This window comes from Peribacillus sp. NPDC097225, assembly GCF_044761955.1.
Taxonomy (GTDB): Bacteria; Bacillota; Bacilli; order Bacillales; family DSM-1321; genus Peribacillus.
The window spans coordinates 21650-34887 of the sequence record NZ_JBIWDJ010000011.1; the positions used below are offsets into that span (position 1 = coordinate 21650).

A 13238-nucleotide genomic window follows, 5' to 3' on the forward strand; every position below is an offset into this window, starting at 1 on the left:
GGGCCTTTTTTTGTTTCTAGATCTATTTCGTCAAATCACTTCTCGTGTCTTCTGTCTCGGTTTTCATTCGTGGTGTTCTTGCTACACGCCGAGTCGCTGCCACACAAAGCACCACAGCTATATTCACAGCTATGAGTGTGGGACCAATCTCCTCATGCAGAAAGACAGCTGCAAGCAACAGCCCGAAAAATGGTTGAAGGAGCTGCAGTTGCCCAACCGCCGCTATACCACCCTGAGCGAGACCACGGTACCAGAAGATGAAGCCGATGAGCATGCTGAATAAAGATACATAAGCAAGGCTCAATAGTGAAGGTCCACCAATGTCGTCCCACGAATCCGGGGATAGATAGACGGAAAGTGGAAGCATAAGAGGAAGGGATAGAACGAGAGCCCAACAGATCACCTGCCAGTCCCCTAGCTTCCGTGAGAGTCGAGCGCCTTCAGCATAACCGAGACCACATATGATGATCGAGGCCACCATGTAAATGTCGCCGATTGGGGAAGCTTCCCCATCTTGGATGAGGGCATAGCCTGCAACCAGGAAGCTACCAGCAGCAGAAAATATCCAGAAGGAGGGACGTGGGCGTTCCCCACCCCGAATCACCCCAAATATAGCCGTCGAGAGCGGAAGTAGACCAATGAAGATGATAGCATGTGCCGATGTGACAGATTGCAGGGCCAAGGCAGTCAGCAGTGGGAAACCGACCACGACACCAACCGCTACGATCATAAGAGGGACGATATCCGTTCTTTCAGGACGTGACTGCCGGAAGAGAAGAAGAAGGGCACCTGCCAATACACCTGCTATCGCCGCGCGGCATAAGGTAAGGAACACTGGATCGAAATCCGCTACAGCTAAGCGAGTCGCAGGCAGTGAGCCGCTAAAAATCAGTACGCCAATAAAACCGTTCACCCAACCATTTGATGTTTTCTTCATTACAATCACTCCCAATCATATTTCTCCAACATCCTTTTTTATCTGCGTCTTATTCCTTTTTATGGATTACAATGAATATAAACAGAAAATGGTTCTTAATAAACAGCCAGTTTCTTTAAATAAAAGCATGCCAGTTAGGAGGGATCATCGAAGTGGATATCACATTTTTTTTAAATCGAAACCACGATACGCCCCTTTATCAACAGCTCTATCAGCTTTTCAAGAAAGAGATGCAGGAAGGGCATCTTCAAAACGGGATGAAACTTCCTTCCAAAAGGGTGCTCGCGTCTCAGCTTTCAATCAGCCACACGACAGTCGAGCGTACCTATGATCAGCTTGCGGCTGAAGGGTACATTGTGAGCAAGCCGAGAAGCGGCTGGTATGTGGATTATAGGGAAGCCGATTTTGTACATATGGCAAACGACTCTTCCATTAAGCCCAAAGTAAAGGAGAATGAACAATGGATTGATTTTCATTATGGCCATGTGGATTCAACTCACTTTCCTTTTTCTTCTTGGCGAAGAAGTATGGTCAGTAGCTTAGATCAATATGGTCAACAGCTTTATCGGCCAGGGAATATATTGGGGGAACCTGTGTTGAGAGAGCTTATTGCCGAACACTTATATCATTCACGCGGTGTTCATTGTCAACCTGAACAGGTCATTTTAGGGGCGGGTAATCCTATACTGTTGCAGATCTTATGCCAAGTTTTTGGGCGGGATATTTCCATAGGGTATGAGGATCCGGGCTTTCCGAGAGCGAGGAGGATCTTTGAAATCAATTCTATGAAGATTCCCCCTATGCCAGTGGATGAAGAGGGAATCTGTATGCAGGGAATCCGAAATAAAAATCCATCTCTTGTGTATGTAACGCCTTCTCATCAATTTCCACTCGGCACCACCATGACGATCAACAGAAGAAGGCAGCTCCTTAAATGGGCAGCGGATAATCAATCTTATATCATTGAGGACGATTATGAGGGGGAGTATAGATACAGCGGACAGCCGATTCCTTCTTTGCAAGGGATTGACCAGCATAACCGGGTCATTTATATGGGCACTTTCTCTAAATCCCTTCTCCCCTCGTTGCGCATCAGCTATATGGTTCTTCCTGCACCTCTATTAGAAAAAGGTACCGAAATCACTTCCTTGTATAAACAAACGGTATCCTGTCACATTCAGTTTACGCTTGCTGAATTTATCAAAAGGGGTGAATGGCAAAAACACATCAACAGAATGAGAAAGCTGTATCAAAAAAAGAGAGAGATGGTATTAGAGACCATCCAAAGCGAATTAGGAAGACATGTGAAGATTCGGGGAGGAGACTCAGGACTGCATATCTTGCTTGACGTGGACTCACGGTTTAATGAAGGAGAGCTTATTGAGAGAGCAAAAATGCATGGCGTGAAAATCTATCCCGCTTCACTGTTTTATACAAAGCAACCTCCGACCACCACTGTCTTAATAGGGTTCGCAGGGGTATCAGAAGAAGAAATACAAGTGGGCATAAAGAAATTGAAAGGTGCCTGGGATTTAGAAGACGATAAGTTGAAGTAGGTAGACTGAGGAAATTAGGAGGGTCTTCGATGGAACGCAATATTCGGTTATTAACAGATACGGATTTAGAGGAAGCAGCAAAACTGTTCACCAGCGTTTTTAGTTCCAATCTTTGGAATGAACCTTGGAGTGTGAAGACTTCTTACAAACGCTTGTTGGACATAAGCAGGACTCCTGGATACATAGGAATCGGTTATTATAATTCCGAGGAACAATTAATTGGATTTTTAGTTGGAAATGAAGGGAAATGGGCTGATAACAAGAGCTACTATATAAACGAGATTTGTGTGTGTGGTAGCATTCAACAAACAGCTATTGGCACAAACTTGTTAAACTATTTGACGGAAATCTTAGCAGAGAAAAAAGTTGATTCGGCCTATTTATCCACTGAGAGAGGCGAAGGAAAACCGGAGATGTTTTTCACGAAAAATGGTTATACGACAAGTGAGTCTAGAGTGTTAATGACGATGAAGATATGTTGAATCGAAATGATCGAATTTTTTTAAGAGAGAATCTACAATCAAAATGATAGCAAATTATCTAAATAGACATTTTAATCGTTATATAACACTTTTTCAGCTCTATTTGTTTCAATAATGAAGATTATCAAAAAAAGGGGCTGTCCAAAAAGGGGGGAGCCCGAATTGAAAAAAGTGAAGAGGCATAAACGTTGATGTAACAACATTTATGCCTCTTCACTTTGTCGTCCGTTTCCTTCCTAGTATAGTTCCAGCTTTAGTTGTTCTCTGCTATGTATATCTAAAAAAAAGAATCGAAATAACATCAAAAAAGGACCAATATGTTCACATAATGGTCCTTACCGAAGACCTGAGCAATGTACAGGTATAACGTTTTTTTTTATAAGAACTCTTGTTTTTGTATGCCTTCCTTCAGAAATAAAAAAGGAAGGCATACAAAAACCTAATATCCAAGCTTAGACAAAGTATTGAATGAACTGATTTTTTTGTAAAGCTTTTATTCCCATTTTCTTTACTCAAATTGCTGACTGTGAAATACCTACAAGAAAATATCTTTCGTTTTTTGTACATTTGCAAACCATTGAGCATGTATATCATTATGGTGATTGATAATTTGAGAAGCATTTAAAATGTTAGAGTCGTATGTGCTATGACCATCCTCTGCAAGAATCACTTCATAACCTAGGCTATATGCACGACGACAAGTAGCATCTACACAAACTTCCGATTGAATCCCTGTTATAATAATTCGACTGATTTTTTTGTTTACTAATTGTTGCTGAAGATCCGTTTGTTGGAAGGAATCAGGAAAATCTTTTTCAATGATAACGTCCTCTTTAAAAAGAGGGATCGACGGATGAACTTCCCATCCACGATTTCCTTTCTGATTAAGGGTTCCCGCTTTACCATTGTGTTTCGTGAAAAAAATGGGGATCTGCTCAATACGGGCTTTTGAAATGAGAAATTGAATATTGTTTAATAATTCATCTCCTTTATATATCAGTTTTTCCTTCAAAAATGGTCCTATCTGAAGATCAATTATAAGTAATGCCGTGTTTTTTTCCGTGTTCATAAACATCCCCGCTCATTCTGGATTGTTCCTTTCTAATGCTTTTTTAAAATGAGGTAATATTCTATCTAGTTTCCCCTAAATCAAGAGTTTATCCCTAAGATGATTAGCCTATTAAAACCGGAAAAATTAGAGGAAGTACAAGCCGTTGTATGACAATTTTTAGCGAACTTCGGCAATAAATAAGGGTAACCCTTTTAACAGACAACAAAAAGAAAGGCGTCCCAAGATGCGGGACGCCTAATATGGTATGTAATTAATGTATATTCCTTGGTGAAAAGTGAGTAGGTTTCGTATCATTTAAACTATTTTGTGCGAATTTTCCTTTTAACGTTTCAATAATGTAAAGGCCCATAAGATCGGTTAGTTCTTGGTCATCCATCTCTTGAAGCAATTCGAAAATTTCCTTGCGGTCCAATTGTTCCAGGACAGCAAAGGTTAGCATATCAATGTCTTCTTCATCACCAGTCAATTTATTACGGTACATGTTGTACAATTCTTCAATCAACTTCATAACTTTCACCTCACATTTCTTGAAAATCCGTTATCTCTTTATATGTAGGTTATCAAAAAAACCTCATGATGCATATAAAAATCTGTAGGATGCTTGGGCTTATTATATGTTTTACCCTTTGAAAGATACTTTAATCTATTATTTAACATCTTTCCCATTTGTGCAAACAAATTTTTCCATCGTATGAAGGTGGAATCTGGTGAGAAAATAAGCGTAGGAGTTAGGGAAAGGATGATGACGAATGGAAGAAACCAGGAAAAAGTATTACGTATACATCCCAAACGGGCAAATCACGCAGGACCGGGAAAGTTCTCCTTGGAATTTTGAAATCGAGGCAACGGATAATGAAATCATCCAGCTTCGGGAATTGTTCGATTACAATTATTCAGTAGGGGAAGATAATTTTTATCGTGCCCACGTACCGTATTTACAATATCATTATGACCGTGAAAACGATGAACAGGATGTCACGCTTCAAAAGATTTATGAAATGATCTATATGCTAGGAACAGAAGAAGGCAAGCGGCATATCGAAAGCATGGGTATTCTGCAGGCAAAGCGGACAGATGATGGCCTCGAATATTAGAGGTCATCTTTTTTGCTACATTCTCATTTTTTTATCTTATAATAAGTATAACTCAAATGGAGAGAAATGGGTGAAATAAGGATTGGTTGTGGGAAATATGAAAAGCTTTATAGACGAAAATGGATATATGGTCGAGTTTTCACATGATGAGGCTTTCGGGGATGCCTATCATGTATTTGTCATATGCCGATACAGTGGCAAGTGGGTATTGACGAAACACCGGAAGCGCGGGTTGGAATTTCCAGGTGGCAAGCGGGAGGATGGAGAAACGATTGAAGGGGCAGCTAAGCGTGAAGTGTATGAAGAAACAGGCGGATTGGTGAACGAGTTGATTTTTTTAGGGCAATACAAGGTCCATGATCCCATAAAACCGTTCATCAAATCCATCTATTTCGCCGAGCTAGGTGGTCTGGAAAGCAAAAAGGACTATCTGGAGACGGACGGACCGCTCCTTTTGGCTAAGCTGCCGGACGTCCCAGGGAAGGAGTACAGTTTTATCATGAAAGACGAAATCCTGCCGCTGAGCCTGGAACGGCTTCAAAGCATGATGGAAGGATGACATGAGCAAAGAGACAGTCAGCAGGCTGTTTTTTTTACGACAATAAGTGGTAAAATAGTAATGGATATAAATACCTAGTTATGGAGTGAGTGAATTGAGGAAAAAAGGTACATTACTATTGATTGTCCTGTTCATGTTTAGTCTGGTCTTTCCGTTAACGCATACCTCAGCAAAAGCAAAGGCGAAGGTCTATCCCGTACATATGAATGATAGTGGAACAGGTGAATTTTCCAAAAAGCTAAAAAATGGGTTGAGCGTGGGAATAGAAGAAAGAGATGAATGGAACTATACGCCTTTTATTAAAAAAGGGAAAAAGAAAGTGTGGAGCTTGAAATATTTATCGAGCACATTTGGATATATGCAATATACAGAAACAAAAGAGAAGGATACGTTTCTGTATTATACGGAAATCGCTGGCGGCGGTGCGAGAACGACCATCGTAGGCGTCCATTCTAATGGTAAAGTCTTTTTGAAAAAAGGATATACAAGTGGAGCAGGATTAGACACGAAGTTCCTTTCTGCTAATACGATAGAAGTGGCAATAGAAAGAATGAAGAAAAATTGGGATCCAGGTAAAGAACCGAATGCTGAAAAATATACGGATACTTGGGACGTGAAAAAATATTCATTATCTAAAAATGGGAAAATGAAGCTTGTTAAAAAGTACGTACAAAAAAACAGGAAAACTAATTATTGATTGTAAAACAGCATGGCCCCTTACAAGGCACATGCTGTTTTGCCTATCATGAAAAGGAATAACTACAAAAAAACTGCCGATGTACGATCAGCAGCTAGGTCAGTCCTTGATCAATTTTCGTTCAAGCAGTTCGACAAGCTGGTACATGATTGTTGCGAAGACGGCGATGATCATCAAGGCAAGCATCACGAGGGTGAAATTGAAGACTTGGAATCCATAGATGATTAGGTAGCCGAGCCCTTTTGCCGAAACAAGGAATTCTCCGACGATGACACCCACCCATGAGAGTCCCACGTTCACTTTCAAGGTGGAGATGATGGTTGGAAAGGAAGCAGGTAATATGGCTTCCCGGAACGACTGTAACCGTGTGGCCCCGAATGTTTGAAGGACCTTCAGATAGTTTGGGTCGACTTCGCGAAAAGCGGTATAGACGACGATCGTGGTGATGATGATGGAAATGATCGCACCCATGGAAATGATCGAAGGGAAGCCGGGACCGAATGCGACGATGATGATGGGACCAAGGGCCACTTTTGGCATCGCATTTAAAATCACGAGATAGGGGTCAAGGATATTGGATAGTCTAGGAGACCACCAAAGCACGGATGCGAGCACCGTCCCAAGCAGTGTCCCGATAAGAAAGCCGAGTACGGTTTCGAATAGCGTCACACCCGAATGGGAGAGCAGGGAACCATCAGCCACTTTCGTTAAAAATAAATGCCAGACTTTCGAAGGGGAACTGAAGATGAGCGGATCGATCCATTTCATCCGTGAAAACAACTCCCACCCACTGAAAAAGACGATGAAAATGAGGAGCTGATAAACACGGACCAGCTTTTTTTCTTTTTTCAACGAGGCTTTATATTGGCCATGAAGCTGTTCAATATTCAAGACTTTCAAGCTCCTTCCAAATTGTTTGGAATAACGCGGTGTACTCTGGATGATTACGGGCATGGAAAGGTGTCAGTTCACGCAGTTCCATAGGCACATCGAATGTCTTATGGATTTTACCCGGTTTCGCAGCGAACAAATAGATCCGGTCACTCATCGCAATCGCTTCACCGATATCATGGGTCACAAGGACAGCAGTCTTTCCGAACGATTTCAGTGTTTCCGATACAAGGTCCTCCAGTTTCAGTTTCGTTTGATAATCCAGGGCGGAAAACGGTTCATCAAGAAGCAGGATCTTCGGGTCAACGGCGAGTGTCCGGGCCAGGGCAGCACGTTGCCTCATTCCACCTGAGAGTTCGCGTGGATACGACTTTTCAGATCCGGCCAACCCGACCTCATTCAATAACTTCAACGCTTTGACCCGTTCCAATCCTTCATTTTTCTTCAATAGACGTAATCCCAACGTAACATTTTCATCTATCGTCTTCCATGGAAAGAGGTAATCCTGCTGAAGCATATAGCCAATCGGAAAATCATGATCCGTCCCAAGCGGTTCGTTCTCGAGCAGGATTTTCCCAGAGGTGGGTGGAAACAGTCCGGCGATGATGGAAAGCAGGGTCGTTTTCCCGCAACCGCTCGGGCCAAGAAAAGAGACGAATTCACCTTTTTCAATATCGAGAGAAATGCCCCCAAGTGCGGTTTGAGCCGCCTGATTTGAAAAATACGTGTGGTGAATGTCTTCGATCGTCAAAAATCCCATGAGACATCCTCCTTACTCTGTACCTTATTTGGTGACTTCTTTTGCAAAGTCCGTATTGACAAGCTCATCATGGCTGATGCGTGTAGGCAATTCACCGGCTTCGTCCATGATATCCTGCAAGTTATTCCATTCTTCTTCATCCAGAATCGGATCCGGTGCAAAGGAACCTTGCTCCTTGTAACGGTCGATAACGGTCTCCATCGTGTCAACGTCGATATCTTCGAAGAACGGTTGAATCACTTTGGCGACCTCTGCTGCATCATTTTCCTGCACCCAATCCTGTGCCTTCTTCAAGGCTCGAGTGAATTTCTCTACGGTCTCTTTATCGTCCTTCAGATAACTTTCCTTGGCCATAAAGGTGGTATAGGGAAGATGACCGGACTCTGCACCAAAGGAAGCGACAATATGGCCCTTGCCTTCTTTCTCGAACACACTGGCAGTCGGTTCAAACAATTGGACGAAATCACCTGTACCGGATGCGAAGGCAATGGATAACAAGATACATACAAATCATGGTATGGGAAGATTAGTGAATCTATTTTTATGGTCTATGTCATGATTTCCAGTTTGGCGGAATAAATAGAGGGGGAGAGTTTTGAGTTAAAATAAATAAAAAAACCTTCAATCCTTTTCAGATTGAAGGTTATCGAATATTAATTATAGGCTTTTTCTTTTTTTTTGTGTAAACCAAGTACCTCTGCTGTAGAAGCATGAACTTCTTCAAGAACGTCTGGGTTATCTTTCAAGGAAATGCCGTAAGATGGAATCATTTCTTTAAGTTTCGGTTCCCATTCTTGCTTCTGTTCAGGGAAGCATTTGTCGATGATTTGAAGCATAACATGAACGGCTGTTGAAGCACCTGGTGATGCACCCAATAACGCGGCAATCGAACCATCAGCCCCTGTAATGACTTCCGTACCAAATTGAAGCGTTCCTTTTCCTTTATCCGTATCCTTGATAACTTGAACACGTTGTCCAGCTACGACCAAATCCCAATCTTCAACTTTAGCGTTAGGGATGAACTCACGTAATTCTTCAACGCGTTGTTCTTTCGATAACATAAGTTGCTGAACCAGATATTTAGTCAAAGGCAATTCTTTTGCGCCTGCTGATAACATCGTCAAGACATTATTCGGTTTGACGGAAGTGATTAAATCAAACATGGAACCTGTTTTCAGGAACTTCGGTGAGAAGCCGGCAAACGGTCCGAATAGCAATGATTTTTTATTATCGATGAATCGTGTGTCAAGATGCGGAACAGACATTGGTGGCGCTCCAACTTTAGCTTTTCCGTATACTTTGGCATGATGTTGCTCGATGATTTCTGGATTATTACATACCATGAAGATTCCGCTGACAGGGAATCCACCAATATGCTTTCCTTCAGGGATACCGGATTTTTGCAGTAAGTGCAAGCTTCCGCCCCCGCCGCCGATGAAGACGAATTTAGCATTATGGCGTTCAACATTACCCTTGGCGTTACGAACTTTCAATTCCCAAGAACCGTCGTTAGCCCGTTTAATGTTATCAACAGAATGTTTATATTTAATATCTACATTTTTATTTTCTAAGTGGTCAAATAACATACGCGACAAGGCACCAAAGTTAACATCTGTTCCAGAGTCGATTTTAGTGGCCGCAATGCGGTCATTCGATGGACGGTTTTCCATGATAAGTGGAATCCATTCCTTTAATTTTGAAGGGTCTTCAGAAAATTCCATCCCTTGGAATAGAGGGCTTTCAGATAGCGCTTTAAAACGTTTCTTTAAGAACGCAATATTTTCTTCCCCTTGAACCATGCTCATATGTGGCAATGACGTGATGAAGTCTTGTGGATTATTTATCAGCTTGTTCTTTACAAGATAAGACCAAAACTGAGTTGAAAGTTGAAATTGTTCGTTAATTTTAAGGGCCTTGCTAATATCAATAGAACCATCTGGTTTTTCAGTTGTGTAATTAAGTTCACACAGTGCTGCATGACCTGTCCCCGCATTATTCCACTCGTTAGAGCTTTCTTCCCCCGCGCTTTCAAGCTTTTCGAACACCTTGATTTCCCATTCCGGTACTAGTTCTTTAAGCATTGTCCCCAAAGTCGCGCTCATGATCCCGGCACCAATTAAGATGACGTCTGTTTTGATTTCTCCGTTGCTCATCATTACCATCCTTATACCCTAAAATTTGCAGAAAGGATGTAGGTGGTCCTGCTTAGGCGTCACAATAAGCCAAGGCGTGACCTGGTCACACATCATTCCTGTCTTTATTATAAGCATATCATACTGTATTGCTTTTTTTAATAGATTAAAATAGCCAATAATACTATATCGTTAAAATATAGATGATGTGAAGTAGTGAACGTAAATTATATCGCTGCTTTGGTTATGAGCATAAACCCAATACCAATAGGTAAAACCAATGAAACATGACCTACCATTTATACATTATCTCCATTATATCTTAAAAACACTCTCAGAAAAAGTTTATCCAATTGGATTTTCCACCCGTATTTCTTATAGGAGGAAAGTAATGGAGAACGTAAATAAAGACGAAATATGGGACTGTATAGTTTGATAAATCCGGTCGATATTTATTTTACACCTTTTAATGAAAAGAATGCATAATAAATGTAAAAAAAGAGCATTTTGATTATTTGGTTTGTTAATCTTATTATCGATAGAGTTCAATAATTTGTTTGGCAATATATTCGGAACTGAAATGAACGCCATCTTTAAGCCACCACATGATGACACCCAGGATGGAGGAGGCGAGAATATCCATGGATAACGCTACTTCCTTTGTCCGGTCCCTTACACGTTTTATGGCAATGGAGTCCTTTAAGATCATATGCAATTTTTTCTTGAACCCCGGGTGGGCAAAAAGCACGGCAAAAAGCTTTCGGTGTTTATAAAAGTAATCCAAAAATGTAATTAATTGCTCTTCATGATTCAAATTATCAATTTGCAGGATGGGTGACAATTCCGACGATAAATCGTCGAAAATATCATAGACCAACTGTTTTAATAAATCATTAATATCGACAAAGTGTAAATAAAAAGTTGCACGATTCAGCTCTGCGCGGTCCGATATCTTTTGTACGGTAAGCTTCGATATATCAGGGTTTTCCATCAGTATATCTGTGACGGCCTTTTTAATCATTCGCTTAGAGCGAAGGGCACGGGGATCCTGCTTTTTTTGTGTCGACAACGTGAACCTCCTTCATCTATTATTTCGAACTTTTTCAATATATTTTACAAATCTGTTGTTTAATTAACACTTCATAACAAATTGTGAATAGGCATCCAAAAAAATGAATGGTACTATCTATTTTATTGACAAGGTGTTAAAAAAGCAAATGAAGTGAGGGGTAATATGTCGGAACCAATCAATAAAAAGGTATTATTAACCGTGTTGATTTTAGGGTGTTTTTTATCCACTTTAAATCAAACCCTTTTAAACGTTGCACTAAGTAACTTAATGGAGGTATTTTCTGTATCCGCTACAACCGTGCAGTGGATATCCACTGGGTTTATGTTGGTGAATGGGGTGTTAATCCCGATTACGGCCTATTTAATGAAACGTTTTTCTACACGCCAATTATTTATAAGTTCGATGCTGTTTTTATTAATTGGCTCTATTTTGTGCGCGGTAGCACCGAATTTCGCTATTTTACTGATGGGACGTATGATTCAGGCCATTGGGGCAGGAATTATTATGCCATTGCTAATGAGCGTCGTCATGTTTATTTTCCCTCCAGAAAAAAGGGGAAGCATGATGGGGTTGATGGGACTGGCGATCATATTCGCTCCAGCCATTGCACCGACATTGGCCGGTTTCGTTATTGAATATTATTCATGGCGCTGGTTATTCATCGGGATCATTCCATTTGTCGTGATCGTCATATTATTAGCGGTGAAATATTTAATCAATGTTTCGGAAACAGAAAAAGTGAAGTTGGATGTAGCAAGTGTTATTTTATCAACCATCGGATTTGGTCTTATTCTATATGGCTTCAGTAATGCCGGGAGCCATGGGTGGGATGATAAGGTTGTCATAATGACCATACTTGTAGGGATCGTGACGATAGCGATTTTCTGTATGAGACAAATAAAATCATCTTATCCGTTCCTTAACTTATCGGTTTTTAAGAATAAAGTATTTACGCTAACTTCCATCATTAACATCTTCGTTACGATGATGATGTATGCGGATATGATCCTATTGCCGATCTATTTACAAAATGGTCGAGGATTCACTGCATTTGACGCCGGTTTATTATTATTGCCGGGTGCTATCATCAACGCCTTGATGTCTCCGGTCACGGGGAAATTGTTTGACCGCTTAGGCGCGAAACCGGTATTCATCATCGGGTTGATTTTCATTATTCCGTCCATGTGGGTGGTTACAGATTTAACCGAATCGACGACCTTCGTCTTTTTGATGGTGCGGACCATTTTCCTTCGCATAGGATTGAGCTTTATTACGATGCCATTAAACACGGCCGGTTTGAATGCCTTACCGAAAACACTAGTGACACATGGTACAGCCGTGAATAATACGGTTCGCCAAATTGCAGGGGCAATTGGAACGGCTATTGTCGTTACCGTGTTTACGGCACAAACGACAAAGCATGCGGAAACATTGTTGGGGGATACACCAAATGCTACAGGTGAATCCATCCGCGCACTAGCTTCGATCTTGGGTTCGAGTGATGCCTATTATTTCATGACCATCCTAGCGATTATCGCGTTCGTGTTAACCCTGTTTGTTCCGTCTACAGCAAAGATTAAACAACCATCATAATTGGTCAGCCAGTACTTTCGGGTACTGGCTTTTTTCTATCCTTATGTATCTCATTCTGCCCCAGTATTCTACGGGTAGTGATTAGAAGACTATTAATACTATCATCGTGACGGCCATAGATTATAGGAATCCATGGCAACGGGGTGATGGCGATGACAGAGGAAGCAAATGGAGGGAAAGGGAAACTGATTGTATGGGACACAACGGAATACCAGCACAGAACAGATGAAGAATACGATTATTTGTTGGAGATCTCCGATTATAAGGTGAAGGTGACTTTGAAGTTCGCTAAGAGTGAGGCGAGGAACGAGGTGGCGAGAAAAGGGCTTAAAGCGTTTTTTAGGGGGATATGGTTTTGAGGCACCGTTTTAATGAGGGTTTTATTTTAACCGA

The 13238-nt window shown here is 41.3% G+C and carries 14 protein-coding genes and 1 pseudogene; 7 read left to right on the forward strand and 8 right to left on the reverse strand.

Annotation, left to right across the window (positions count from 1 at the left end):
• Positions 1-22: 22 nt before the first annotated feature.
• On the reverse strand, positions 23-937 hold the full coding sequence (locus tag ACIQXH_RS19115; RefSeq protein ID WP_403125315.1) for a DMT family transporter: 915 nt from the start codon (positions 935-937) through the stop codon (positions 23-25).
• A gap of 152 nt (positions 938-1089) precedes the next feature.
• Between ACIQXH_RS19115 and pdxR the strand changes: the two genes are divergently transcribed.
• Both pdxR and ACIQXH_RS19125 read left to right on the forward strand, forming a co-directional pair.
• Entirely contained in the window at positions 1090-2493 is a 1404-nt protein-coding gene (pdxR, locus tag ACIQXH_RS19120; protein WP_403125318.1) for a MocR-like pyridoxine biosynthesis transcription factor PdxR, read from the forward strand.
• A 29-nt stretch (positions 2494-2522) separates the two neighbouring features.
• Positions 2523-2975 carry a GNAT family N-acetyltransferase gene (locus tag ACIQXH_RS19125; protein ID WP_403125321.1) on the forward strand — a complete coding sequence of 151 codons (453 nt, stop codon included), beginning with the start codon at positions 2523-2525 and terminating at the stop codon, positions 2973-2975.
• A 535-nt stretch (positions 2976-3510) separates the two neighbouring features.
• Here ACIQXH_RS19125 and ACIQXH_RS19130 read toward each other — a convergent pair.
• Positions 3511-4044 (reverse strand): isochorismatase family protein, encoded by a 534-nt coding sequence (locus ACIQXH_RS19130; RefSeq protein WP_402875164.1) that lies wholly within the window; start codon positions 4042-4044, stop codon positions 3511-3513.
• 253 nt (positions 4045-4297) lie between these two features.
• Positions 4298-4555, reverse strand: coding sequence for a DUF6154 family protein (locus ACIQXH_RS19135; RefSeq protein WP_402875161.1), 258 nt, complete (start codon positions 4553-4555; stop codon positions 4298-4300).
• Positions 4556-4796: 241 nt separating this feature from the next.
• Here ACIQXH_RS19135 and ACIQXH_RS19140 point away from each other — a divergent pair, with 241 nt between their 5' ends.
• From ACIQXH_RS19140 to ACIQXH_RS19150, 3 genes are all read left to right on the forward strand, one after another.
• Complete coding sequence (locus ACIQXH_RS19140) at positions 4797-5141, forward strand: hydrolase (RefSeq protein WP_402875159.1); 345 nt, start codon at positions 4797-4799, stop codon at positions 5139-5141.
• Between the two features lie 97 nt (positions 5142-5238).
• Entirely contained in the window at positions 5239-5700 is a 462-nt protein-coding gene (gene ytkD / locus ACIQXH_RS19145) for an RNA deprotection pyrophosphohydrolase (protein WP_402875156.1), read from the forward strand.
• A gap of 94 nt (positions 5701-5794) precedes the next feature.
• Positions 5795-6397 (forward strand): hypothetical protein, encoded by a 603-nt coding sequence (locus ACIQXH_RS19150; RefSeq protein WP_402875153.1) that lies wholly within the window; start codon positions 5795-5797, stop codon positions 6395-6397.
• Between the two features lie 99 nt (positions 6398-6496).
• Here the strand turns inward: ACIQXH_RS19150 and ACIQXH_RS19155 are convergent, their stop codons facing one another.
• From ACIQXH_RS19155 to ACIQXH_RS19175, 5 genes and pseudogenes are all read right to left on the reverse strand, one after another.
• Complete coding sequence (locus tag ACIQXH_RS19155; RefSeq protein ID WP_403080342.1) at positions 6497-7288, reverse strand: ABC transporter permease; 792 nt, start codon at positions 7286-7288, stop codon at positions 6497-6499.
• Positions 7278-8048, reverse strand: a complete 771-nt coding sequence (locus tag ACIQXH_RS19160; protein WP_402957022.1) for an ABC transporter ATP-binding protein — start codon at positions 8046-8048, stop codon at positions 7278-7280. Before ACIQXH_RS19160 ends, ACIQXH_RS19155 begins: the two co-directional genes overlap by 11 nt.
• A 24-nt stretch (positions 8049-8072) precedes the next feature.
• Positions 8073-8534, reverse strand: a pseudogene (locus tag ACIQXH_RS19165) (ABC transporter substrate-binding protein); the annotation flags it as partial.
• 167 nt (positions 8535-8701) lie between these two features.
• The gene (locus tag ACIQXH_RS19170) at positions 8702-10201 is read right to left on the reverse strand and encodes a malate:quinone oxidoreductase (protein WP_403080344.1); all 1500 of its coding nucleotides are present in this window, start codon (positions 10199-10201) and stop codon (positions 8702-8704) included.
• A 511-nt stretch (positions 10202-10712) separates the two neighbouring features.
• Entirely contained in the window at positions 10713-11249 is a 537-nt protein-coding gene (locus ACIQXH_RS19175) for a TetR/AcrR family transcriptional regulator (RefSeq protein WP_403125325.1), read from the reverse strand.
• Between the two features lie 165 nt (positions 11250-11414).
• Here ACIQXH_RS19175 and ACIQXH_RS19180 point away from each other — a divergent pair, with 165 nt between their 5' ends.
• Positions 11415-12845: a DHA2 family efflux MFS transporter permease subunit gene (locus ACIQXH_RS19180; protein WP_403125330.1), complete on the forward strand. Its 1431-nt coding sequence runs from the start codon at positions 11415-11417 to the stop codon at positions 12843-12845.
• Between the two features lie 152 nt (positions 12846-12997).
• Positions 12998-13204 carry a hypothetical protein gene (locus ACIQXH_RS19185; RefSeq protein WP_402875142.1) on the forward strand — a complete coding sequence of 69 codons (207 nt, stop codon included), beginning with the start codon at positions 12998-13000 and terminating at the stop codon, positions 13202-13204.
• Positions 13205-13238 lie beyond the last annotated feature (34 nt).

What these genes read in the sequence shown, in the direction of transcription:
- ACIQXH_RS19115 (WP_403125315.1), bottom strand. Translation starts at nt 937, where the DNA reads ATGAAGAAAACATCAAATGGTTGGGTGAACGGTTTTATTGGCGTACTG.
- ACIQXH_RS19125 (WP_403125321.1), top strand. Translation starts at nt 2,523, where the DNA reads ATGGAACGCAATATTCGGTTATTAACAGATACGGATTTAGAGGAAGCA.
- ACIQXH_RS19130 (WP_402875164.1), bottom strand. Translation starts at nt 4,044, where the DNA reads ATGAACACGGAAAAAAACACGGCATTACTTATAATTGATCTTCAGATA.
- ACIQXH_RS19135 (WP_402875161.1), bottom strand. Translation starts at nt 4,555, where the DNA reads ATGAAGTTGATTGAAGAATTGTACAACATGTACCGTAATAAATTGACT.
- ACIQXH_RS19140 (WP_402875159.1), top strand. Translation starts at nt 4,797, where the DNA reads ATGGAAGAAACCAGGAAAAAGTATTACGTATACATCCCAAACGGGCAA.
- ytkD (WP_402875156.1), top strand. Translation starts at nt 5,239, where the DNA reads ATGAAAAGCTTTATAGACGAAAATGGATATATGGTCGAGTTTTCACAT.
- ACIQXH_RS19160 (WP_402957022.1), bottom strand. Translation starts at nt 8,048, where the DNA reads ATGGGATTTTTGACGATCGAAGACATTCACCACACGTATTTTTCAAAT.
- ACIQXH_RS19170 (WP_403080344.1), bottom strand. Translation starts at nt 10,201, where the DNA reads ATGAGCAACGGAGAAATCAAAACAGACGTCATCTTAATTGGTGCCGGG.
- ACIQXH_RS19180 (WP_403125330.1), top strand. Translation starts at nt 11,415, where the DNA reads ATGTCGGAACCAATCAATAAAAAGGTATTATTAACCGTGTTGATTTTA.
- ACIQXH_RS19185 (WP_402875142.1), top strand. Translation starts at nt 12,998, where the DNA reads ATGACAGAGGAAGCAAATGGAGGGAAAGGGAAACTGATTGTATGGGAC.